A 23762-nucleotide genomic window follows, 5' to 3' on the forward strand; every position below is an offset into this window, starting at 1 on the left:
TCGGGCCGCACGCCCACGCGCGCGAGGCGGTGCGCCTGCTCGCCCCGGTCGACCGCCCGCCGGCGCTGCGTGACTTCTTCGCCTTCGAGGACCACATGGTCAACGCGCTGCGCAACCTGGGCCGGGAGGTCCCGCAGGCGTGGTACGAGGCGCCCTCCCACTACGTGACCCGCAGCGCGTCGGTGTTCGGTCCCGACGAGACCGGCCAGTGGCCGGCGTACACCGAGAAGCTCGACTACGAGCTGGAGTTCGCGATCGTCATCGGCAGGCGCGGCCGGGACATCCCGCCCGAGCGGGCCTGGGACCACATCGCCGGGCTCACCATCTTCAACGACCTGTCCTGCCGCGACGTCCAGCGCCGCGAGATGGGCACCGCCGTCGGCCCGGCCAAGACCAAGGGCTTCGACCGCGGCTGCGCCACCGGGCCGTACCTCGTCACCGTCGACGAGATCCCGCGCCCGTTCCAGGCCGGCATGCGGGCCTTCGTCAACGACGAGCTGTGGTCGCAGGGCTCCGCCGGGTCGATCCACTGGTCCATCGAGCAGCTCGTGGCGCACGCCTCGGCGGGGGAGACGCTGCTGCCCGGCGACCTGCTCGGCTCGGGGACGGTCGGCACCGGCGCCGGGATCGAGATCGACCGCTGGATCAAGCCGGGCGACGTGATCCGGCTGGAGATCGACGGGCTCGGCGCGCTGGAGACCCGTGTTGAGCGCGCGGGGGACGCCTGATGCGTCCGGCGATCCTGCGTGAGCGGGACGTGCCGATCCCGCTCCCGGACGGCGTCGTGCTCCGCGCCGACGTCTACCGCGACCCGGCCGCGGGACCGCGCCCGGTGCTGCTGCAGTACACCGCGTACGACAAGTCGAACTGGGCCTCCGTCTACGGGGTGATCAACCCCGAACGGGCGGTCGACCACGGCTTCGCCGTCGTGGTCGTGGACGCGCGCGGCCGGTTCCGCTCCGGCGGTGACGAGCCGTTCCGCCCGTTCGCCCGGTCCGGCGAGGACGCCGCCGCGTGCGTCGCCTGGGCGGCGGCGCAGCCGTGGTCGAGCGGCGCGGTCGGCATGTACGGCGCGTCGAACAACGGCGTCCCGCAGTGGCAGGCGCTGCGGCACCGGCCGCCGGCGCTGCGCACGATCGTGCCGCACTTCACCGCGCCCGAGTACGGCGCCGGCTGGGTCTGGCGCGGTGGCGCGTTCCGGCTCGGCTTCAACCTGTGGTGGAGCCTGGCGAACCTGGCCCCCGACCAGCTCCGCCGGGCGATCGCCCGCGACGGCGCCGCCGCGCACGAGGACACCGCGCGGGCGCTGGCCCGCGCGCTGCGTGACCCGGACACCGCCCTGCGGTCCCTGCCGCTGACGGACGTGCCCGCCCTGGACGGCATCGCCCCCCACTACCGTGAGTGGCTGGAGCACCCGCCGGGCGACCCGTACTGGGACGAGCTCGGCGCCGGCGACGCGGTCGCCGCGACCGACCTGCCCGTGCTGCACGTCGCCGGCTGGTACAACGTGCACCTCGACGGCAACCTCGCCGCGTACGAGGCGATCAAGGTCGCGGGCGGGCCGGCCGCGGAGCGGCAGCGTCTGATCATCGGCCCGTGGACGCAGTGGTCGCCCGCGCTGTTCGGCGACGCCTGCGGCCCCGAACGGCGCTTCCCCGCCGCGATCGACATGGAAGGGCTGCAGCTCGCCTGGTTCGCGCGGCATCTGGCCGGCGCCGCCGATCCCGGGCTGCCGCCGGTGCGCGTGTTCGTGATGGGCGTGGACGAGTGGCGCGACGAGCAGGAGTGGCCGCCCGCCCGCGCCCGCGCCACCCCCTGGTTCCTGCACAGCGGGGGAGCCGCCAACACGCGCCACGGGGACGGCCGCCTCGCCCCCGAGCCGCCTGAGGGACCGCAGCCGCCCGACACGTTCCGGCACGACCCGCGCGACCCCGTGCCCACCCGCGGCGGCGCGACCTACCTGCCCAACCCGGCCGCCAACTCCGGCCCGATGGACCAGAGCACGGTCGAGGACCGCGACGACGTCCTCGTCTACAGCAGCGACCCGCTGACCGCCCCGGTCGAGGTCATCGGCCCCGTGCGCGCCGTGGTCCACCTGACGGCCGGCGGCCCCGCCATGGACGTCACGGCGAAGCTCGTCGACGTCCACCCCGACGGCCGCGCGTTCCTGCTCTGCGACGGCATCCGGCGGGTGAGCGCGGCCGAGGTCGCCGCCGCCGGGTCCGAGCCGGTGCGGGCCGAGGTCGATCTGATCGCCACCGCCAACGTCTTCCTGCCGGGCCATCGCATCCGGCTGGAGATCGCCGGCAGCTCGTTCCCCGCGTACGACCGTCACGCCGGCACCGCGGACGGCATCGCAGCCACCCGCGGCGACCTGCGCCCCGCGCTGCGGACCGTGTTCCACGACGCCCGCCACCCGTCGGCGCTCGTGCTCCCCGTCGTCCCCGCCGGGTGACGACCGAGCATCGAGCACCCGAGCGGCCGGGGCGCCGACGACCCGCACGAACGACAAGGAGACGACGGCCATGCCGACCGACGAACCCCAGGGCCTGATCCCGATGCTCCCCGTGGAGGAGGCGGCGAGGACCGCCGTCGAGGCGGGCATGCGCGAGGAGCTGTCGCGCATCTTCTTCTACCGGCTGCTGCTGAACTCGCCGCAGTCCGCCCGCGTGGAGAACGAGATCAACGATCGCATCCTCTGGGAGGGCAGGCTCACCCTCAGGCCCGAGGCGAACCGGCTGCGCGAACTCGCGATCATGCGCGTCGCCTGGGTGACCGGCTCTGCCTACCTGTGGGCGCACCACTACGCGCCGACCGTTGACGTCGACCTGCCGGGCAGACGCCCCACCGACGTGCTCGGGGTGCGCGAAGGCGCCGCCCACGAGGGCTTCGGCCCCGCCGAACGCGCCGTGATGCGCGCGGTCGACGAGATGGTACGCGACGACAGGATCTCCGAGCCGACCTTGGACGACCTGAAGGCGCTGCTCGCGAACGACGGCGAGGTCGTCGAGATCTGCTACGTCATCGCGATCTGGCGGGCGCTGACCATGCTCATGGACACCTTCCAGGTGCCGCTGGAACCGGGCTACCAGGCGTGGGCGCCCGACGGCCGGCGGCCCGGCGACCACGAAGGGGAGGCCGGGCGGTGAGCAGGTTCGAGGAGTACCGCGACCGGTTCGGGGACGTGCGGATGGAGCGGCACGACGGCATCCTCCAAGTCACCCTGCACACCGACGGCGGGTCGCTGAAGTGGACCGAGCGCGCGCACCGCGAGCTGCCCGAGGCGTTCCGGCAGATCGCCACCGACCCCGGCAACCGGGTCGTCATCCTCACCGGCAGCGGACCCGACTTCCTCACGGAGATGGCGTTCGAGCGGCGCAACACGACCCCGCAGGGCTGGGACCGGGTGGCTCACGAGGGCCGGCACCTGCTCTTCGACCTGCTGGACATCGAAGTGCCGGTCATCGCCGCGGTGAACGGCCCGGCCACCGAGCACGCCGAGCTCGCGCTCCTGTCCGACATCGTCCTCGCCTCCGAGACCGCCACGTTCGCCGACCACCAGCACGTCGTCGCCGGGGTGGTGCCCGGCGACGGCGTCCACCTCGTCTGGCCGTGGCTGCTGGGGATGAACCGGGCCCGGCACTTCCTGCTCACCGGGCGTACCATCGACGCCCACGAGGCTCTCGACCTCGGCCTGGTGGCGGAGGTGCTGCCGCCGGACCGGCTGCTCGACCGCGCCTGGGAGCACGCCCGCCTGCTCGCCGCCAACACCACGCTCATGCTCCGCTACACCCGGGCGTGCCTCACCATGCTGATCCGCCGCGAGCTGCGGTTCGGGCTCGCGCACGGACTCGCGCTGGAATCGCTCGCCGCCGTCGACGCCCGCTCCTTCCCCCGGGAGCCGGCCTGATCCGCGCCGGGGCACGCGCGCGTCCGTACGGCGGGTGCTCAGCCCCGCCGTACGGACGCCACTCCTACCTGACGGCTTCGCCGGTGAACAGGGCGCTGATCGGAGCGGGCTCGTGACGGGTGGAGTCCCCGCCGAAGAGCTCCTCCCGGAAGCGCGCGCCCGTCTCCGGCGACCACTCCTCCGGCTGCCGCACCTCGCGTACGGGAGCCCAGGTGCGCATCCGCTGGACCACGTCGCCGGCGACGACGAAGACCTGGCCGGTGACGTCCTCGCCGGACGGGCCGGCAAGCCAGGCGACCAGCGCCGCGACCCGCTCGGGCGGCAGCGCCCCGGCGCCGCCGGGCAGCGCGCCGAACGCGGCCTCGCTCATCGGGGTGCGGGCCCGGGGCGCGATCGCGTTGACGCGGACCCCGTGGCGGGAGAGTTCGGCGGCGAGGGTCAGGGTCAGCGCGGCGAGGCCCGCCTTGGCCGCCGCGTAGTTGCTCTGGCCCGCGTTGCCGTACAGCCCCGACTCGCTGCTCGTGTTGATGATCCGGCGGCCCGCGCGCCCCGGCTGCGCGCGCCAGTGCCGGGCCAGGGCGCGGCACAGCCGGAAGGGCGCGGTCAGGTTCACCGCCAGCACCGCGTCCCAGTCGGCGTCGTCCAGGTTGAAGACCATCCGGTCACGGACGATGCCGGCGTTGTTGACCAGGACCGAGACCGGCGCCCCGGTGTCCTCGGCGACCGCCAGGACGTCCTCGGCCGCTCCCGGCTCGGCCAGGTCGCCGTGCCAGGAGACGGCGGCGCCGCCCGCGTCGCGGATCTCGTCCACCACCGGCCCGGTGTCCGCCCGGTCCGCGCACACCACGACCGCCCCGCGCCGGGCGAGCACCCGCGCCTCGGCGGCGCCGATGCCCTGCGCGGCTCCGGTGACGACGCAGGCATGCCCTGTCAGGTCGAACTCCTCATACGGGCCGGGTGAAAACATCATGCCATTCTCCACGCGCTGTGCATCGAATTCCGCCGAGGATTTCCGGTCGGATCGTCATCGATTATAGGCGTTTCTGGAGAGGTAATACAGAAATGCGGGCAGGCGATTTCCGTATCGATATTGAAGGCCATGGCCCGCCGAAAGGCTGCCTCGGATGTTCTCTTTTTGTTTATTCGTTTCCACGGAGAAACGCCGGCACAAGACGTGGTCAGCGCCAGCCGAGTGCCGGGGCGACGTGGGTCAGGACCGAGGAGATGAGGTGGGCGTTGTAGTCCACGCCGAGCTGGCTGGGCACCGTCAGCAGGAGCGTGTCGGCCGCGGCGATCGCCTCGTCGGCGGCCAGCTCCTTGACCAGCACGTCGGGTTCGGCGGCGTACGTGCGCCCGAACACGGCCCTGGTGGTGGCGTCGATGAAGCCGACCTGGTCGGAGCTGTCGCGCTCGTGGCCGAAGTACGCGCGGTCCGTCTCGTTGACGATCGGCATGATGGAGCGGCTCACCGACACCCGCGGCTCGCCGTCGTGACCGGCTTCCTTCCACGCCTCCCGGTAGGCCGCGATCTGCTCGGCCTGCTGCACGTGGAACGGTCTGCCGTTCTCGTCGTCCTTGAGCGTGGAGCTCATCAGGTGCATGCCGAGCCCGGCGGCCCACTTGGCGGTGGCGTTGGAGCCGGAGCCCCACCAGATCCGCTGCCGCAGCCCTTCGGCGTGCGGTTCGAGGCGCAGCAGCCCCGGCGGGTTGGGGAACATGGGCCGCGGGTTCGGCTGGGCGAACCCCTTGCCCTCCAGCACCTGGAGGAAGACCTCGGCGTGCCTGCGCGCCATGTCGGCGTCGGTTTCGCCCTCGGCCGGCTCGTAGCCGAAGTAGCGCCAGCCGTCGATCACCTGCTCGGGTGATCCTCGGCTGATGCCGAGCTGGAGCCGGCCGCCCGCGATGAGGTCGGCCGCGCCGGCGTCCTCGGCCATGTAGAGGGGGTTCTCGTACCGCATGTCGATGACGCCGGTGCCGATCTCGATCCGGCTCGTCCGCGCGCCGACGGCCGCGAGCAGCGGGAACGGGCTCGCGAGCTGCCGGGCGAAGTGGTGGACGCGGAAGTAGGCGCCGTCGGCCCCGAGTTCTTCGGCGGCCACCGCCAGCTCGATCGACTGCAGCAGGGTGTCCGCCGCGCTGCGCGCCTTCGAGTGCGGCGAGGAGGACCAGTGGCCGAAGCTCAGGAAACCGATGTTCTTCATACGCGAGGCAACATTCCTCGCGTCAAAGACATTCCATGACGTTCGGGCCCCGGGTACGGCGCTTGCTCCCAGAACGCCGCATCCGGGGCCCGATTCACACGGTGGTCGGAGCCGGCCGCCCCGATCCGTGTCGTCCGATCGCTACTGCAGGGTCAGCAGGCCCGGCCGGTAGGGCAGGAGGCCGTAGTCGCCGCCGGAGCTGGGGCTGCGGCCCTGGTAGAGGAGTTGCAGGTTGCAGGGGTCGACGGTCATGGTCTGGTCGGCGCTGGTGCGGAGCAGCTCGCCGTGGCTGATGTCGTTGGTCCAGGTGGCGCCGCTGTTGGCCTTGCCGGCGAACGGGTTGCTCTCGGAGGTGGCCTGCGGGGTCCAGGAACCGTTCAGGCTGGTGGCCGTGAACGAGCGGAAGTAGCGGCCCTGCGAGCCGATCGCCTCGACGATCATGAGGTACCGGTTCTGGTCCTTCAGCTTGTAGACCTGGACGGCCTCGAACAGGTTGTTCGTCGAGTCACTCATGATCACCGTGGAGGTCGAGCCGAAACTGCCCGGGAAGTTCCCGATGGGCATGCTGGCCCGGTAGATCCGGCCGTTGTCCCCGGCGAAGAACAGGTACATGTTGCTGCTGTCACCGATGAGCGCCTGGTCGATGGGGCCGGTCGAGGAGTTGGAGATGCTTCCGGAGAAGAGCACCTGCTCCGAGGACCAGCCGTTCGGGTTGGTGGGGTCGCTCGACGTCCGGTACGAGAAGGCGGTCCCGCCCCACTGGTAGGCGAGGACCCAGATGTTGCGCGGGGCGAAGTAGAAGAGCGTGGGCGCGACGGTGGAGGAGTTCATCGTGTTCTGGCTCGCCGTGGCCATCTCGGACCAGTTGGTGAAGAGGCCGAAGTTCATCGAGCCCCATCGGGTGCCGAAGTCGTGCGTCGTGGCGTACACGAGCTGCCTGCCGTTGTAGGGCGCGACCGTGAAGTCCTTGAGGGAGACCCAGCCCGACTTCGGCTGCGCCAGCGGCCCGGTCGAGGTCCAGCGGTAGGTCGACGGGAGCGCGCACGTGCCCGGGTCCGGGTCGGGGTCGCCGCCGCCGTCCATCTTGACGAGCTGCCACTGCTGGTTGTTGCCGCCCCAGTCGTCGTACTGGACGATGTTGGCGCCGTCGGCGGTGGAGGCGCCTTGGACCTCGAGGGCCTTGTTGCTGTGGCGGGAGATGAGGCGGACGTGGCCGTCGGTGCTGTCGGCCAGGCGCCATTGCTGGTTGGTGCCGTTGTGGTCGGTCCATTGGACGATGGAGCCGCCGTTGGCGGTGGACCAGTTGTAGACGTCGAGGACCTTGCCGGAGTGGCGGGACTTGAGTCGGTAGTAGCCGCCGCCGGAGTCGACGAACTGCCATTGCTGCTGGTTCTGGTTGTTCCTGGTCCATTGGGTGATGCGGGCGCCGTCGTTGGTGGCGAGGTTGTAGAGGTCCAGGGCCTTGCCGCTGTTGCGGTTGACCAGGACGTACCAGGCGTTGGTGTCGACGGTCGCCGCGTGGGCGGCCTGCGTCTGTAAAGCGATGAACAGGCTCGCCACCAAGGTGGCCACCGTCGCGAGGACGGCCAGGGGTTTGAACTTCATCATGTGCTCCGATTCGCCTTTCTGCGTCGGGCTTCGGGGGGGCCGAACTGCCGGGGATTCGTGTCAGGGGGTGGTGAGGTCGAAGCGGCGCACGGTCACCGCTCCGCCGAGGGCCTGGGTGGCGTGGTTGAAGATGCCGAAGCGGTAGCCCATGAAGAACTGCCAGGCGTTGTTCAGGGTGAAGGCCGGGCCGAGGCCGGTGAAGGTGCTGCCGTCGGTGCTGTAGGAGAAGCGGGCCTGCCGTCCGGAGCCGGGCCGGATGTCGGCGCTGACCCGCAGCCAGATCCGCCCGCCCGAGATGTTCGCGCTCGCCGCCTCGGTGCCGGTGCCGGTGGTCTGCCATGAGCTGTTCATGGTCAGGCCGTTGGTCATCACGACCCGGTTGACGCCGTTGTCGCGCTTGACGCCGATCCAGGCCGACTGGTCGCGCAGCATGGCCAGCCCGGCGCGGTCGCCGTTGGCCATCTGCGAGTAGTCCAGCTCGATCGTCGCCGTCGACGACGGGCCCTGGATGCGGTGGGTCAGCGTGTTGCGGGCGTTGTAGAGGTCGCCGGTGACGGTCGCGGTCTGCAGGCGCAGGCCGTTACCGGTGGAGAAGCGGCTGGTGTCGGGGTTGTGGTTCCACTCCCAGCGGTGCCCGAGGGTGGGGGAGGTGAAGGTGTCGGGCCCGATCATGGGGGCGACGGTCCGGCTGGTCTGGATGTTCGGCCTCGGGTAGGTCGCCCCCCAGCCGCCGTTCACCGTCTGCACGACCGGCCAGTCGCCGGTCCAGGTGATCGGCGCGAGTGCCGGGACGCGCCCGCCGGGGTAGGCGTCGACGAACGACATGTAGTACCAGTCGCCGTTCTGGGTCTGAACGAGTCCGCCCTGGTGGGGCACGCCGCCGCCGGAGATGGGGCCGGGCATGTCGAGCAGGACCTGGCGCATCTCGTACGGGCCCCACGGCGAGGTGGAGCGGAGCACGTACTGGCCGTTGGCGGGGCGGGTCAGCCAGATGTAGTAGTAGCCGCCGCGCTTGTAGAAGCGGGCGCCCTCCAGGGTGCCGACGCTGCTCGGCGTCTGGAACACCTGCTGCGCGCGCACCTGGCTGAGCCCGTCGGCCGAGAGCTGGGCCACGCTGATGGTGCCGTTGCCGTAGGCGACGTACATGGTGTCATCGGTGTCGATCAGCAGGCCGGCGTCGTAGTAGCAGTTGTTGATACGGGCGCGCTTGCTCCACGTGCCGTCCACGGCGGAGGCGGTGTAGACGTAGGTCCGGTTGAACTCGACGCAGCCGATCCAGTAGTAGGTGCTGTTGCTGGGCCGGTAGTTCAGGGTCGAGGCCCAGATGCCCTTCACGTACGCCCGGCCGCCGGACAGGTCGTAGGCGGCGGAGTCGAAGTCGAGCCTCGGGACCGAATGCCCCGCGTACTCCCAGTCGACCAGGTTGTAGGAGCGCAGGATCGGCGCGCCCGGCGAGTAGTGCATCGTCGAGGCCGAGTAGTAGTAGGCGTCGCCGACCCGGATGATGTCGCCGTCGGCGAAGTCCTGCCAGACGACCGGGTTGGCGTAGGTGCCTCCGGGGCCGGGGTCGCCGCCGCCGTCCATCTTGACGAGCTGCCACTGCTGGTTGTTGCCGCCCCAGTCGTCGTACTGGACGATGTTGGCGCCGTCGGCGGTGGAGGCGCTCTGGACTTCGAGGGCTTTGTTGCTGTGGCGGGAGATGAGGCGGACGTGGCCGTCGGTGCTGTCGGCCAGGCGCCATTGCTGGTTGGTGCCGTTGTGGTCGGTCCATTGGACGATGGAGCCGCCGTTGGCGGTGGACCAGTTGTAGACGTCGAGGACTTTGCCGGAGTGGCGGGACTTGAGTCGGTAGTAGCCGCCGCCGGAGTCGACGAACTGCCATTGCTGCTGGTTCTGGTTGTTCCTGGTCCATTGGGTGATGCGGGCGCCGTCGTTGGTGGCGAGGTTGTAGAGGTCCAGGGCCTTGCCGCTGTTGCGGTTGACCAGGACGTACCAGGCGTTGGTGTCGACGGTCGCCGCGTGGGCGGCCGACGCCTGGGGCGTGAGGAACACGCCCAGGAGCAGCAGGGACGAGAGAGCCACGAGCACGCGCCTCACAGGAACCTCCAGAGGGTGTTCGTTCGCGCCGGGCACGGTGTGCGGGGACGCCGCCGGGGGCCCGGGACCTCGGCTGTCATGTTGTTAGCGCTAACATTTCAATCGCGAGAAGAGCGGTGTGATCCGGCCGTCGATCGGGTTGTCGCGAAGTACATCTGACGGTCCGGCCCGGCGTCAACGCGAAGCCCCCTCCCGGCGGAACCGCCGTAGGCCGGGAGGGTCTTTCCTCCTGGAGTTTCACCCCCGGAAGGATCGCGTCGAACCGCTCGTGCGGCTGAAAGTTTCACCGCGTCCCCGAGTGCGCCGGTCCTGGGGAGGGGGCGGTCACCGCCTCGCGGAAGCCCGCCCCCCGCCCCTCGGGACGGCCCTACGACGCGTTGTAGGTCCACCTCTGGTTGGCGCCGCTGTGGCAGCTGTACAGCTGCAGCCCCGTGCCGTTGCCGGTGCCGGCGCCGACGGCGTCCAGGCAGAGTCCGGACTGCACGCCGGTGATGCTGCCGTTGGAGTTGACGCGCCACTTCTGGTTGTCGCCGCCCCAGCAGGAGTAGATCTGGATTCTGGCGCCGTTGCCGGTGCCGGCCGCGTCCAGGCACTTGTTGCCGTACACGCGCAGCTCTCCTGATGAGGTCTGGCTCCACTGCTGGTTGGACTGGCCGTTGCAGTCCCACAGTTGCACCGCGGTGCCGTCCGCGGTGCCGGCGTTCGGCACGTCGACGCAGCGGTTCGAGGCCGCGCCCCTGATCTGCCCGACGCCCGGGGTGGGTGTCGGGTCGGGGTCGGGGTCCGGGTCCGGGTCCGCGGCGTTGAGGGCGTTGAGGACCGAGGTGTAGGCGGCCTTCTTGTTGCCATTGCGGTCGAAGAGCAGGGGGCTGGTGTTCTCGCCCAGCCAGGAGTCGCTGTCGCGGACGCCCCACACGGTGATGCCGGTGCAGCGGGGGACGGCCAGGCAGTCGTTGACCACGTTGGCGTAGGTGGTGGCCGAGCCGCCCTGGATGTCCAGCTCGGTGATCTGTACGTCGACGCCGAGGGCGGCGAAGCTCTGGATGGTGGTGCGGTAGTTGCTGTTGTAGGGGCTGTTGCTGTTGAAGTGCGACTGCAGGCCGACGCAGTCGATCGGCACGCCGCGGGACTTGAAGTCGCGGACCATGTTGTAGACGCCCTGGGTCTTGGCCCAGGTCCAGTTGTCGATGTTGTAGTCGTTGTAGCAGAGCTTGGCGGCCGGGTCGGCGGCGCGTGCGGTGCGGAAGGCGACCTCGATCCAGTCGTTGCCGGTGCGCTGCAGGTTGGAGTCACGCCGGCCGCCGGAGTTGCCGTCGGCGAAGGCCTCGTTGACCACGTCCCAGGCGTAGATCTTGCCCCGGTAGTGGTTCATGACGCCGTTGATGTGATCGATCATCGCCTGGCGCAGTGTGCCGCCCGACAACGACTGCATCCAGCCCGGCTGCTGGTTGTGCCAGGCCAGGGTGTGCCCGCGCACCCGCTTGCCGTTCTGCACGGCCCAGTTGTAGACCCGGTCACCGGCGCTGAAGTTGAACTGACCCCGGTTGGGCTCGGTGGCGTCGATCTTCATCTCGTTCTCGGCCGTCACCATGTCGAACTCGCGGTTCGCGATCGTCGTGTACGCCGAATCACCGAGCTTGCCCGAGGCGATCGCGGTGCCGAAGTAGCGGCCGCTCTGCGCGGCGGCGGCGCCCAGCGTGGTCGCCGCGGCGTCCGCGGGGAGCGGCGCCGTCAGGGCCGCGATCAGGCCGATCGCGCCGGCCGCGCCGGCGATGAGAGCCCGGCGGCGCCCGCTGAACGGGCGCCGGAGGGCAGGTGGGGACATGCGCATGACTGAGCCTCCATAAGTGGATCGGAGAGGAAAGCGCGCGGGACACGCCCGCATGACCCGACGCCGCGCCACGGGGAACGCGCACCACAAGGGCGTCGTGACGGCGATCCCTGCCGCGCACCACCGATCCGGCAGGGAGATCGCCTCGGGGACTCAGTGTGAGAATCTGGCCGAAACTTGTCAAGGAATCAATGAAATCTTTCGGCGTACGGTCCTCGCCCGATCAGGCTTTCACCGGGTGCGGTATCCCGATCAGGCAGGTCGAAAGTTTCGGCAGCCGGACCGGCGGGGGTGGCGGTGAAACTTTCATGGCGCCGCCTCCGCCGGCCGGACGCGGCCGTTCCCGGTAACCCCAGGTCGGCCCGGGGAGCGGCGGCGTCCTCCGGCCGCACCCCGGGATGGGATGTCTTGACATGACCATTCCCGCTCGTATTTGCTCCGGGACGCCACCACCTCCCGCCGCCCCCCGAGGAGGAGCCCGACCAGCACATCCCTGTGTTAGCGCTCACAACCCGGCCCGTGCCGGGGACACGCGGCGCTGACGACCGCGGCGACGCGAGATCCGCACAGGCACCCTGCGGCCCTCGCCTCACCGCCCGCCGACGCAGGCGGTTCGCCCGCCGAACGCCTGCCGCCCGGCGGGACCCGCACGCCCAGCTCACCGCCGCCGAGCGGCCGGCGGGGGCCAGAGTGAAGAAAGGGCAGGATGAACCCGCGTCCTCGCGCGTACGCCACCATCGGAGCCGGCGTGGCCGCTCTGGTCATGGTCTTGGCCACCGCACTGTCCATGGTCCTCACGACTGCCCCGCGAGCGTCGGCGGCGGCACTGACCGAAGTCACCGGCTTCGGCGCCAACCCCGGCGGTCTGCGGATGTACCTCTACGTCCCCGACCGGCTGGCGACCCGGCCCGGCGTCCTGGTGGCGATGCACGGCTGCAACGGCTGGGCCCAGGGCTTCCACCAGGGGACCGAGTTCGCCTCGCTGGCCGACCGGCACGGTTTCATCGTCGTCTACCCGCAGGCGAACAAGAGCGCCAACGGCATGTCGAACTGCTTCGACGTGTGGTCCAACGAGGCCCTGCGCCACGGCGGCGGCAGCGACCCGGTGTCGATCGTCTCCATGGCCACCTACGCGCTGCAACGCTACGACGGCGACCCGGAGCGGGTGTTCGCCACCGGCTTCTCCTCCGGCGCCATGGAGACCCTCAACCTGCTCGCCACCTATCCGGACGTGTTCAAGGCGGGCGCGCCGTTCGCGGGCGTCCCCTACGCCTGCCTCGGGCCCGCCGGCTGCGGGGACAAGACGCCGCAGCAGTGGGGCGACCTGGTACGCAACGCCTACCCCGGCTACACCGGGCCCCGGCCGCGGGTGATGGCCTGGCACGGCACCGCCGACTCGGTGCTGCCGTACACGATGCTGCAGGAAGAGGTCGACCAGTGGACCAACGTGCACGGGCTGAGCCAGACCCCCACGACCACTGACAGCCCGCAGTCCGGATGGACGCGCCGGGTCTTCGGCGCCGGGCAGGTCGAGGCGTACACCATCACCGGCGCCGGCCACGACCTGCCGCGGCCCGGGATGGCCGCGTACGCCATCCGCTTCTTCGGCCTGGACGCCGGCTCGCCGACGACCACGCCGACGACCACGCCGACGACGACGCCGACGGCGCCCGGCGGTGACACCGGCCCGATCCGGGGCGTGGCCTCCGGCCGCTGCGTCGACGTGCCGAACGCCGCCACCGCGGACGGCACCGCGGTGCAACTGTGGGACTGCAACGGCCAGTCCAACCAGCAGTGGAGCCAGACCTCATCAGGAGAGCTGCGCGTGTACGGCAACAAGTGCCTGGACGCGGCCGGCACCGGCAACGGCGCCAGGATCCAGATCTACTCCTGTTGGGGCGGCGACAACCAGAAGTGGCGCGTCAACGCCGACGGCAGCATCACCGGCGTCCAGTCCGGGCTGTGCCTCGACGCCACGGGCTCCGGCACCGCCAACGGCACCCGCCTGCAGCTCTACTCCTGCCACGGCGGCGCCAACCAGCGGTGGACCCTCCTCTGACCAGCGGCTCCGCATCGCCGGGGAAGCCGCCGCACACCCCCTGACCTCCCGTACCGCGGAGGTCAGGGGGTACGGCGGTGGCCCATGCCGGGTTCGTCGACGAGGGGTTCGTCGTCGACGACGAAGATCTTGGTCATGGCGCCGCCGTCCCGGCGTGTACGGGCAGGCTGACGATCATCGTGAGGCCTCCTCCCGGGGTCTCCTCGGGGGTGAGGGTGCCGCCCATGGCCTCGGTCAGGCCCCGGGCCAGGGCCAGGCCGAGGCCGACGCCGGCGCCGTTGTCGCGGTCGCCGAGGCGCTGGAAGGGCAGGAAGACCCGTTCGTGGTCCTCGGGCGGGATGCCGGGGCCGCGGTCGACGACGCGGATCTCGACCCGGTCGTGGTGGTGGCCGGCGGTGAGCAGGACCTTGTGCTCCGGGGGGCTGTGGCGGACGGCGTTGGCCATGAGGTTGACGAGCACCCGTTCCAGCAGGGCGGGGTCGGCGACGATGTCGGGCAGGTCCACGGAGATGTCGCCCTCGATGCGCTCACGCAGCGGGCCGAGGTCGTCGACGGCGCGGGGCAGGATGTCTTCCAGGGCGACGGGTTGCGGGGACAGGCCGAGGACGCCGGCCTGCAGGCGGCTCATGTCGAGCAGGTTGTCCACCAGCCGGCTCAGGCGGGTGAGTGACTCGTCGGCGGTGGCCAGCAGTTCGTCGTGGTCCTGACTGCTCCAGGTGATGTCCTGGTCGCGCAGGCTCTCGACGGCGGCCTTGGCGGCCGACAGCGGGGTGCGCAGGTCGTGGCTGACGGCGGCGAGCAGGGCGGTGCGCATCTTGTCGGCCTCGGCCAGCGGCTTGGCGCGTTCGGCCTCCTCCTGCAGGCGTTCCTGGCGCAGCGCGACGGCGGCCTCGGCGGCGAACGCCTCCAGCACCCGCCGGTCGCCGGCGTCCAGCAGCCGCCCTCGTCCCGCGAGCACCAGTTCCTCGCTGATCGCCACGTCGGTGTCGGCCACGCCGGGCGCGGTGCAGGGGGCGCCGCCTGCGGTGGCGACGATCCGCCAGGCGCCGGAGTCGGACTGGTCGTCCGGGCTGCGTTCGCCGATGCGTTCGAGCAGGGTGACCGACTCCAGGGCGAACGTCTCGCACAGCCGGGCCAGCAGCGAGGGCAGCGCGGCCTCGCCGCGCAGCACGTGCCCGGCCAGAGTGGACAGCAGCTCGGCCTCGGCGCCCGCGCGGGCGGCTTGCCGGGTGCGCCGTGCGGCCAGGTCGACGATCGTGCTGACGGCGGCGGCGACGAGGACGAACACGACCAGGGCGAGCAGGTTGTCCGGGCGGGCGATGGCCAGTTGCCCGGTGGGCGGGGTGAAGAACCAGTTGAGCAGCAGCGTTCCGCCGACGGCCGCGGCCATGGCGGGCCACATGCCGCCGATGAGGGCGACCCCGATCACCAGGCAGAGGAACAGCAGGATCTCGCTCGGCAACTGGAACACGTCACGGAACTGCCACAGCGCCGCGGCCAGCGCCGGCATGCCCACCATGGCCACCGCCCAGCCGGCCAACCGGCGTTCCCGGGTCAGCGCGGCGCGGGCGCGTTCGGGGCGGCGGCGGCCCTGCTTGGCCTCTTCATGGGTGACCAGGTGCACGTCGATGGAGCCGGAGCGGGCGGTGGTCTCCACGCCGACGCCGCGGGAGAAGAGCTGGGCGAAGTGGTCGCGGCGGGAGGCGCCCAGGACGAGCTGGGTGGCGTTGACGCCGCGGGCGAAGTCGAGCAGGGCGCGGGGGATGTCGTGGCCGATGACCTGGTGGTAGGTGCCGCCCATGCTCTCGACCAGGGTGCGCTGGCGGGTCAGGGTGGCGGGGTCGGCCCCGGCCAGGCCGTCGGCGCTGGTGACGTGGACGGCCAGCAGGTCGGCGGCGCGGGTGCGGGCGGCGATGCGGGCGGCGCGGCGGATGAGGGTGTCGCCTTCGGGGCCGCCGGTCAGGGCGACGACGACGCGTTCGCGGGTCTCCCAGGTGGTGGCGATGCCGTGGTCGGCGCGGTAGCGGTCGAGTTGTTCGTCGACCTTGCCGGCCAGCCACAGCAGGGCCAGTTCGCGCAGGGCGGTGAGGTTGCCGACACGGAAGTAGTTGGACAGGGCGGCGCCGACTTTCTCGGGGGTGTAGACGTTGCCGTGGGCCAGGCGGCGGCGCAGCGCCTCGGGAGACATGTCGATGAGCTCGATCTGGTCGGCGCGGCGGACGACCTCGTCGGGGACGGTTTCGCGCTGGGGTACGCCGGTGATCTCCTGGACGACGTCGTTGACCGATTCGAGGTGCTGGATGTTGACGGTGGTGATGACGTCGATGCCGGCGTCGAGGATCTGGTCGATGTCCTGCCAGCGCTTGGCGTGGGGGGAGCCGGGCACGTTGGTGTGGGCGAGTTCGTCGATGAGGGCGACTTTGGGGGCGCGGGCGATGACGGCGGCCACGTCGAGTTCGGTGAAGGTGGCGCCGCGGTGGGCGACGGTCCTGCGGGGGATGATCTCCAGGTCGTGCAGGAGGTCGGCGGTGCGGGGTCGGTCGTGGGTCTCGACCAGGCCGACGACCACGTCCCGGCCGCGTTCGCGGGCCCGGCGGCCCTCGCTGAGCATGGCGTAGGTCTTGCCGACCCCGGGCGCCGCCCCGAGGTAGACGCGCAGTCGTCCCCGCATCTCAGCCCCGATCGAGTGCGAGGTTGAGTTCGAGCACGTTGACCGCGGGCTCGCCCATGAAGCCCAGCGCCCGGCCGGTGGTGTGCTCCGCGATCAGCGCCTGCACCCGGTCGAGGGCGAGGCCGCGCTCCTTCGCCACCCGCGGCGCCTGCAGCTCGGCGTAGGCGACGGAGATGTGCGGGTCCAGCCCGGAGCCGCTGGCCGTCACCGCGTCGGCGGGGACCACCGGGGTTGTGGCGTTCCCGCGGACCGGGACGGTGCGGCCGGCCGCGTAGTCCTCGCCCGGCTGGGCGCACACGACCTCGCGGCCCTCGTACGTGGCCGTGAAGGGGGTCGCGGGGCAGGCCTGGTTGACGCTGACGGCCCGGTCGGGGAAGACCTTCAGCACTGCGCCCACCCCGTCCGGGGTGCAGTACGGGCGGGCGCCGCTGACCCCCTCCAGCTCGCCGACCGCCTTGGAGCGGGCGCAGACCTGGGTGAGCAGCGACTGCCTGCCCTCGTCGTCCGTCGCCCCCGGCAGCACGTCGAGGACGTCTTCGGGGCCGAGGTTGCCGGCGGAGGTGGACGTCGGGTCGTAGCCGTCGCCGGCGGCGGACGGGCGGGACTGGAAGTACGTGGCGATCGGCTCGCCGTCGGCGTCGGTGAAGGACTGGCCGATGAGCGAGCTGCCCACGGCCTTGCCGTCCTTCTCGATGACCGAGCCGTTGGCGTGGTCGTTGAAGAGCGCCTGGGCGACGCCGGTGGTGACGAGCGGGTAGACCAGGCCGAGCAGCACGGTCAGGACGGCGACCGCGCGGAGCGCGGCGAGGTGCTGGCGCAGCCAGCTGGGCAGGCGTTCCATTTATGACATCCCCGGAAGGAACTGGACGAGCAGGTCGATGAGTTTGATACCGATGAAGGGGGCGATGATGCCGCCGAGCCCGTAGACGTACAGGTTGCGGGACAGCAGCTTGGCGGCGCTGGACGGCCGGTAGCGCACGCCCCGCAGGGCCAGCGGGATCAGCGCGACGATGACCAGCGCGTTGAAGATCACGGCCGAGAGGATCGCGGACTGAGGGCCGGCCAGGCGCATGACGTTGAGCGCGTCCAGGCCCGGGTACACGGCCGCGAACATGGCCGGGATGATCGCGAAGTACTTGGCGAGGTCGTTGGCGATGGAGAACGTCGTCAGCGCGCCCCGGGTGATGAGGAGCTGCTTGCCGATCTCGACGATCTCGATGAGCTTGGTCGGGTCGGAGTCGAGGTCGACCATGTTCCCGGCCTCCTTGGCGGCGGAGGTGCCGGTGTTCATGGCCACGCCGACGTCCGACTGCGCCAGGGCGGGGGCGTCGTTGGTGCCGTCGCCGGTCATGGCGACCAGCCGGCCGCCCTCCTGCTCCTTCTTGATCAGTGCGAGCTTGTCCTCCGGGGTGGCCTCGGCCAGGAAGTCGTCCACCCCGGCCTCGTCCGCGATGGCCTTGGCGGTCAGCGGGTTGTCACCGGTGATCATGACGGTGCGGATGCCCATGCGGCGCATCTCGTCGAAGCGTTCCCGCATGCCCTGCTTGACGACGTCCTTGAGGTGGATGACGCCCAGCACGCGGCCCTTCTCCGCGACGACGAGGGGGGTGCCGCCCGCGGCGGAGATCTCGTCCACCAGCCGCCTGACCTCGTCCGTGCCGTGGCCGCCCGACTCGCGCACCCACGTCATCACCGACGTGGCCGCGCCCTTGCGGATCTCGCGGCCGTCCAGGTTCACGCCCGACATGCGGGTCTGGGCGGTGAACGGCACCCACTCGGCGTGGGCCGGCTCGCCCGGCCCGCGTTCGCGCAGGCCGTGGCGCTGCTTGGCGAACACGACGATCGAGCGGCCCTCCGGCGTCTCGTCGGCCAGGCTGGACAGCTGGGCCGCCTCGGCCAGCTCCGCCTCGCTGACCCCCTCCACCGGGACGAAGCCGGCGGCCTGCCGGTTGCCCAGGGTGATCGTGCCGGTCTTGTCCAGCAGCAGCGTGGACACGTCGCCGGCCGCCTCCACCGCGCGGCCGGACATCGCCAGGACGTTGCGCTGCACGAGGCGGTCCATGCCGGCGATGCCGATCGCCGACAGCAGCGCGCCGATCGTGGTGGGGATCAGGCAGACCAGCAGCGAGACGAGCACGACGCCGGTGACGCCGTTCCCGTCCAGGGCGAGGGAGTCCGGCACGCCCGGGTTGACCAGCTTGGAGTAGATGGCCAGGGGCTGCATGCTGACGGTGGCCACCAGGAAGATGACGGTCAGGGCCGCGAGCAGGATGTTGAGCGCGATCTCGTTCGGCGTCTTCTGCCGGTTCGAGCCCTCGACCAGGGCGATCATCCGGTCGATGAAGCTCTCGCCGGGCTTCTGCGTGATCTTGACGATGATGCGGTCGGACAGCACCTTGGTGCCGCCGGTGACGGCGGAGCGGTCGCCGCCGGACTCGCGGATGACGGGGGCGGACTCGCCGGTGATGGCGGATTCGTCCACGCTGGCGATGCCGTCGACGACGTCGCCGTCGCCGGGGACGACCTCCCCGGCCTCGACGATCACGTAGTCGCCCTGGCGCAGCTCGGGGGCGCGGACGGCCTCCCACCGGCCGGGGTCGGCCGGGTCCTGCAGCTTGCGGGCACGGGTGTCGGTCCTGGCCTTGCGCAGGGTGGCGGCCTGCGCCTTGCCGCGGCCTTCGGCCACGGCCTCGGCGAGGTTGGCGAACAGGACGGTCAGCCAGAGCCACGCCACGATGGCCCAGGCGAAGAACGACGGGTCGAGGACGGCCAGCACGGTGGTGAACACCGCGCCGACCTCGACGATGAACATGACCGGGTTGCGGTACAGGGTGACCGGGTTCAGCTTCTTGACCGCGTCCGGCAGGGAGGTGGCGAGCTGCCGGGGATCGAGCAGCCCGCCGCCCACACGGCCGGACCCCTTCGCCGCGGAGGGCTTGTCGAGTACGGGGGTTGACATGTCAGGACAGTCCTTCTGCGATCGGGCCGAGCGCCAGGGCGGGGAGGAAGGTGAGGGCGACCAGGATGACCGTCACGCCGACCACCAGGCCGACGAACTGGGGACGGTGGGTCGGCAGCGTGCCCGCGCCCTCGGGGACGGGTGACTGCGCGGCCAGCGAGCCGGCCAGGGCCAGCACCAGGATGATCGGCAGGAACCGGCCGAGGACCATGCACAGGCCGAGCGCCACGTCGTACCACGGGGTGTTGACGGTCAGACCGGCGAAGGCGGAGCCGTTGTTGCTGGAGGCGGAGGTGAACGCGTACAGGACCTCGGACAGGCCGTGCGGCCCCGTGTTCAGCATGGAGGCGCGCTGTTCCGCCGAGCCCATCGCGAACGCGGTGCCGACCAGCACCAGGATCGGGGTGACGAGGAAGTACATCGAGGCGAGCTTGATCTCACGCGCGCCGATCTTCTTGCCCAGGTACTCCGGGGTGCGGCCGACCATCAGGCCCGCCACGAAGACGGTGATCACGGCCAGGATGAGCATGCCGTACAGGCCGGCGCCCGCCCCGCCGGGCGCCACCTCACCCAGCATCATGTTGACCAGCGGCATCATGCCGCCGAACGGCGTATAGGAGTCGTGGAAGGAGTTCACCGCGCCGGTGCTGGTCAAGGTGGTGGCGGCGGCGAAGGTGGCGGAGGTGGAGACGCCGAAGCGCACCTCCTTGCCCTCCATGGCCGCGCCCACGGCCTGCGGCACGGTCGCGTTGCCGGACAGCTCGAAGACGTTGGTGAGCACGACGCCGCCCAGCGCCAGCACGCCCATCACGGCCAGGATGGCGTGGCCCTGGCGGACCTGCCCGACCATCTTGCCGAAGGTGCGCGGCAGCGCGAACGGGATCAGCAGGATCAGGAAGATCTCGAACCAGTTCGTCCAGGTGGAGGCGTTCTCGAAGGGGTGGGCGGAGTTGGCGTTGTAGAAGCCGCCGCCGTTGGTGCCCAGCTCCTTGATGACCTCCTGGGAGGCCACCGGGCCGCCGGTGATCGACTGGGTGCCGCCGGTCAGCGTGGTCACCTCGTGGACGCCGGAGAAGTTCTGGATCAGCCCGCCGGCGACCAGGACCAGCGCGCCGGCGAACGCGATCGGCAGCAGGATGCGCAGCGTGCCGCGGACCAGGTCCACCCAGAAGTTGCCGATCGTGGCGGACCTGCGCCGGGAGAACCCGCGTACCAGGGCGATCGCCACGGCCATGCCGACGGCGGCCGAGACGAAGTTCTGCACGGCCAGCGCGGTCATCTGGGTCAGGTGGCCCATCGTGGACTCGCCGGAGTACGCCTGCCAGTTGGTGTTGGTCACGAAGCTGATGGCGGTGTTCCAGGCGATGTGGTCGGTGACCGGCTCCATGCCCAGGCTCAGCGGCAGCTTGTCCTGCAGGCGCTGGATGCCGTACACGACCAGGACCGAGACCAGGGAGAACGCCAGCAGGCCGCGCGCGTAGACGCCCCAGCTCTGCTCGGCGTCGGCGCGCACGCCGAGCAGACGGTAGGCGACCCGCTCGGCACGGTTGTGCCGGGGGGTGGTGTAGACGCGGTACATGTAGTCGCCGAGCGGCCGGTGGACCAGGGCCAGCGCGACGATCAGGGAGAGGACGAAGAGCGTCCCCGCGGCGATCTCACTCATCAGAACCGCTCCGGGAACAGGAGGGCCACGATCATGAAGATCACCAGACCGACGGCCACGACGAGACCGGTGGCGTTCACGGCGCTCAAAGCCGTTCCACCGCCTTCACGACCAGCCCGAAGATCGCGAAGATCGCGATCGTCAGGGCGACGACGATGATGTCGATCATCCTCACTCCTCAGTTCGATGATGAGAGCGCCGCCTGTGCTGCGCGGACTCAGATCAAGGAAACGCGGGGAAATGAGGAGTTTTGTCGTTCTTGACGGCTTTCATACGGGTACGGCGCGAATATTGATGGGTTCCCTACGCCTGGGTCGCGGTGCAGGCCGCGAACAGCTCCTCGTCGCCGGCCTCCCCGCCGAGGAACGCGTCGATGTTCTCATGGAAGCGCCCGCGGTCCTCGTACGGCACGCCCAGCAGCTCGCAGATTCTCGGGTCGCGGGGCTAGGAGATCTTGCGGCGGTAGGTGTTCATGGCGAGGACGTACGCGACGACAAGGATGCCCGAGCACCAGCAGAGGGCGATCCACAGGTCGGCGCCGACCGGCTGCCGGGCGAACAGGTCGCGGATGGTGTTGACGATGGAGGTCACCGGCTGGTGTTCGGCGAAGGCGCGCAGCGGGCCGGGCATGGTGTCGGTGGGCACGAAGGCCGAGCTGAGGAAGGGCAGGAAGATGAGCGGGTAGGAGAACGCGCTCGCGCCTTCCATGGTCTTGGCGGTCAGGCCGGGGATGACGGCGATCCACGTCAGCGCCAGGGTGAACAGGATCAGGAGGCCGGCCACCGCGAGCCAGGCCGCGACTCCCGCCGGCGAGCGGAAGCCCATGAGCAGGGCGACGAGCACGACGACCACGAGGGAGACCAGGTTGGCGACCAGCGAGGTCAGCACGTGCGCCCACAGGACGGACGAGCGGGCGATCGGCATGGACTGGAAGCGCTCGAAGAGGCCGCCCTTCATGTCCGTGAACAACCGGAACGCGGTGTAGGCGATGCCCGAGGCGACCGTGATCAGCAGGATGCCGGGCAGCTGGTAGTTGACGTACGACTCCGTGCCGGTGTCGATCGCGCCGCCGAACACGTAGACGAACATCAGCATCATGGCGATCGGCATGACCGCCGTCGTGATGACGGTGTCCGGGCTGCGCGCGATGTGGCGCAGGGACCGTCCCAGCAGGGTGACGGTGTCGCCGACGAAGTGCTTGGTCATCGGGGTTCCTCAGGTCTTCGGGCCGACGAGGGTGAGGAAGACGTCCTCAAGGGTCGGCTGCTTCTCGACGTACTCGACCTCGGCGGGCGGGAGCAGGCGCTTCAGCTCGGCGAGGGTGCCTTCGACGATGATCCGGCCCTGGTGGAGGATCGCGATCCGGTCGGCCAACTGCTCGGCCTCGTCCAGGTACTGCGTGGTGAGCAGCACCGTCGTGCCCCGGCCGGCGAGCTCCTTGACGGCGTGCCACACCTCGACGCGCGCCTGCGGGTCGAGCCCGGTCGTCGGCTCGTCCAGGAAGACGACCGCGGGGTCGCCGATGAGGCTCATCGCGAGGTCCAGGCGGCGGCGCATGCCGCCCGAGTAGGTCGCCACCTTCCGCCCGCCCGCGTCGGTCAGCGAGAACCGGGCGAGCAGGTCATCGGCGATCTTGCCCGGATTCCCGAGGTGGCGCAGCCGGGCGATCAGCACCAGGTTCTCGCGCCCGCTGAGGATCTCGTCCACGGCCGCGAACTGCCCGGTCAGGCTGATGGACGCGCGCACGTCCGGCGCCTGCGTGGCAACGTCGAAGCCGTTGACGCGGGCGGTCCCCGCGTCGGCCTTGAGCAGCGTGGCCAGGATCTTCACCACCGTGGTCTTGCCCGCCCCGTTCGAGCCGAGCAGGGCGAAGATGCCGCCTCGCGCCACGGTGAGGTCCACGCCGCGCAGCACCCGCAGCTCCTTGAACGACTTCTTCAGGCCCTGGACGTGGATCGCGTGGGTGTGCCGCGTCGTCATCGGACCGCCCTCTCGTCGTCGCCGGGGGTCTCGCCGGCGGCGCGGGCGACGGCGTCGGCGAACCGTTCGCGCTCGCGGCGGACGTAGCTTCCCGAGGAGTAGTTCTGCAGGAACGCCTCGACGAACTCCACGGGGTTCTCTCCGAAGATCTCGCGGATCGGGGTGCCGTCCGCGGCGGCGTGCTCGAACAGGTCGGCGATGTCCTCGAACATCGACGCCGCTTCGGCGCCGTCACCCGGCCCGAAGTGCATCAGGTAGCGCTCCAGCGCTTCGACCGCCGCGCGGTAGTTCTCGGGAAGCGCTCTGACCCGCGCCTTGTACTGCCGCCAGCGCCTCTTGTCGTCGAACGGTCCCGTGACCGCCTCCAGATACCGCTGGTAGCGCTTCTTCGGCTCGTTCGATCCTGTGTCCACGGCTACTCGCCTCCTTCACGAAGCCGTCCGAGCCGTTCCGCGAGGAAGCCCCAGGTGGTCCAGAACTCGTCGAGATACGCGCGTCCTCGGTCGTTCAGGGAGTACACCTTGCGCGGTGGCCCCTTCTCGGACGGCACCTTCTCCACGTCGACGAGCCCGCGCCGCTCGATCCTGACCAGCAGCGCGTAGACCGTGCCCTCGGCGATGTCGGAGAAGCCCTGGTCCCGCAGCCACGCCGTGATCTCGTAGCCGTACGCGGGCCGGGTCGCCAGGATCGCGAGGACGATGCCCTCCAGCGTCCCCTTGAGCATCTCCGTCATCAGCTTGCTCACGGAACAACCTCTTCAGCTACCTAGTGTTGATGACTACT

Annotated in this window: 19 protein-coding genes and 1 pseudogene; 5 read left to right on the plus strand and 15 right to left on the minus strand. The window is 70.7% G+C overall.

The genetic code is table 11. The features are described 5' to 3' along the window. From OUY22_RS15670 to OUY22_RS15685, 4 genes are all read left to right on the plus strand, one after another. On the plus strand, positions 1 to 728 hold a 728-nt coding region (locus OUY22_RS15670), incomplete at its 5' end, for a fumarylacetoacetate hydrolase family protein (RefSeq protein WP_270155693.1). Then, a complete protein-coding gene (locus OUY22_RS15675) occupies positions 728 to 2455 on the plus strand; it encodes a CocE/NonD family hydrolase (RefSeq protein ID WP_270155694.1) in 1728 nt (575 codons plus the stop codon). The genes OUY22_RS15670 and OUY22_RS15675, both read left to right, overlap by 1 nt. A gap of 70 nt (positions 2456 to 2525) precedes the next feature. Next, positions 2526 to 3149: a carboxymuconolactone decarboxylase family protein gene (locus OUY22_RS15680; RefSeq protein WP_270155695.1), complete on the plus strand. Its 624-nt coding sequence runs from the start codon at positions 2526 to 2528 to the stop codon at positions 3147 to 3149. Beyond that, positions 3146 to 3910: an enoyl-CoA hydratase/isomerase family protein gene (locus OUY22_RS15685; protein ID WP_270155697.1), complete on the plus strand. Its 765-nt coding sequence runs from the start codon at positions 3146 to 3148 to the stop codon at positions 3908 to 3910. Before OUY22_RS15680 ends, OUY22_RS15685 begins: the two co-directional genes overlap by 4 nt. A gap of 64 nt (positions 3911 to 3974) precedes the next feature. On the opposite strand, the gene OUY22_RS15690 is transcribed toward OUY22_RS15685, so the two are convergent. The 5 genes from OUY22_RS15690 to OUY22_RS15710 form a co-directional block, all read right to left on the minus strand. Further along, entirely contained in the window at positions 3975 to 4880 is a 906-nt protein-coding gene (locus OUY22_RS15690) for an SDR family NAD(P)-dependent oxidoreductase (protein WP_270155698.1), read from the minus strand. Positions 4881 to 5088: 208 nt separating this feature from the next. After that, positions 5089 to 6111 (minus strand): LLM class flavin-dependent oxidoreductase, encoded by a 1023-nt coding sequence (locus OUY22_RS15695; RefSeq protein WP_270155699.1) that lies wholly within the window; start codon positions 6109 to 6111, stop codon positions 5089 to 5091. 141 nt (positions 6112 to 6252) lie between these two features. After that, positions 6253 to 7716 (minus strand): non-reducing end alpha-L-arabinofuranosidase family hydrolase, encoded by a 1464-nt coding sequence (locus tag OUY22_RS15700; RefSeq protein ID WP_270155700.1) that lies wholly within the window; start codon positions 7714 to 7716, stop codon positions 6253 to 6255. Positions 7717 to 7779: 63 nt separating this feature from the next. Next, positions 7780 to 9816, minus strand: a complete 2037-nt coding sequence (locus OUY22_RS15705) for a family 43 glycosylhydrolase (protein ID WP_270155701.1) — start codon at positions 9814 to 9816, stop codon at positions 7780 to 7782. Between the two features lie 367 nt (positions 9817 to 10183). Next, complete coding sequence (locus OUY22_RS15710) at positions 10184 to 11641, minus strand: endo-1,4-beta-xylanase (protein ID WP_270155702.1); 1458 nt, start codon at positions 11639 to 11641, stop codon at positions 10184 to 10186. 712 nt (positions 11642 to 12353) lie between these two features. Here OUY22_RS15710 and OUY22_RS15715 point away from each other — a divergent pair. Beyond that, complete coding sequence (locus tag OUY22_RS15715) at positions 12354 to 13706, plus strand: extracellular catalytic domain type 1 short-chain-length polyhydroxyalkanoate depolymerase (protein ID WP_270155703.1); 1353 nt, start codon at positions 12354 to 12356, stop codon at positions 13704 to 13706. 133 nt (positions 13707 to 13839) lie between these two features. Here the strand turns inward: OUY22_RS15715 and OUY22_RS15720 are convergent, their stop codons facing one another. The 10 genes and pseudogenes from OUY22_RS15720 to OUY22_RS15765 all read right to left on the minus strand — a co-directional run bounded on the left by OUY22_RS15720 (position 13840) and on the right by OUY22_RS15765 (position 23724). Further along, positions 13840 to 16377, minus strand: coding sequence for a sensor histidine kinase (locus OUY22_RS15720; RefSeq protein ID WP_270155704.1), 2538 nt, complete (start codon positions 16375 to 16377; stop codon positions 13840 to 13842). Between the two features lies 1 nt (position 16378). Next, entirely contained in the window at positions 16379 to 17218 is an 840-nt protein-coding gene (locus tag OUY22_RS15725) for a potassium-transporting ATPase subunit C (protein ID WP_270155705.1), read from the minus strand. Then, complete coding sequence (gene kdpB, locus OUY22_RS15730; protein ID WP_270155706.1) at positions 17219 to 19336, minus strand: potassium-transporting ATPase subunit KdpB; 2118 nt, start codon at positions 19334 to 19336, stop codon at positions 17219 to 17221. A gap of 1 nt (position 19337) precedes the next feature. Next, positions 19338 to 20999, minus strand: coding sequence for a potassium-transporting ATPase subunit KdpA (gene kdpA, locus OUY22_RS15735; RefSeq protein WP_270155707.1), 1662 nt, complete (start codon positions 20997 to 20999; stop codon positions 19338 to 19340). After that, positions 20999 to 21079, minus strand: a complete 81-nt coding sequence (gene kdpF / locus OUY22_RS15740) for a K(+)-transporting ATPase subunit F (protein ID WP_270155727.1) — start codon at positions 21077 to 21079, stop codon at positions 20999 to 21001. The genes kdpA and kdpF overlap by 1 nt, the downstream gene beginning before the upstream one ends. A gap of 229 nt (positions 21080 to 21308) precedes the next feature. Then, a pseudogene (locus tag OUY22_RS15745) lies at positions 21309 to 21428 on the minus strand (cytochrome P450); the annotation flags it as partial. Positions 21429 to 21443: 15 nt separating this feature from the next. Continuing rightward, entirely contained in the window at positions 21444 to 22205 is a 762-nt protein-coding gene (locus OUY22_RS15750; RefSeq protein ID WP_270155708.1) for an ABC transporter permease, read from the minus strand. Between the two features lie 9 nt (positions 22206 to 22214). Next, a complete protein-coding gene (locus OUY22_RS15755) occupies positions 22215 to 22979 on the minus strand; it encodes an ABC transporter ATP-binding protein (protein WP_270155709.1) in 765 nt (254 codons plus the stop codon). Beyond that, positions 22976 to 23392, minus strand: coding sequence for a DUF1048 domain-containing protein (locus OUY22_RS15760; RefSeq protein ID WP_270155710.1), 417 nt, complete (start codon positions 23390 to 23392; stop codon positions 22976 to 22978). The genes OUY22_RS15755 and OUY22_RS15760 overlap by 4 nt, the downstream gene beginning before the upstream one ends. Positions 23393 to 23394: 2 nt before the next feature. After that, positions 23395 to 23724: a PadR family transcriptional regulator gene (locus tag OUY22_RS15765; protein WP_270155711.1), complete on the minus strand. Its 330-nt coding sequence runs from the start codon at positions 23722 to 23724 to the stop codon at positions 23395 to 23397. Positions 23725 to 23762: the final 38 nt, after the last annotated feature.

Origin of the sequence: Nonomuraea corallina, assembly GCF_027620315.1 — a bacterium.
Taxonomy (GTDB): domain Bacteria; phylum Actinomycetota; class Actinomycetes; order Streptosporangiales; family Streptosporangiaceae; genus Nonomuraea; species Nonomuraea corallina.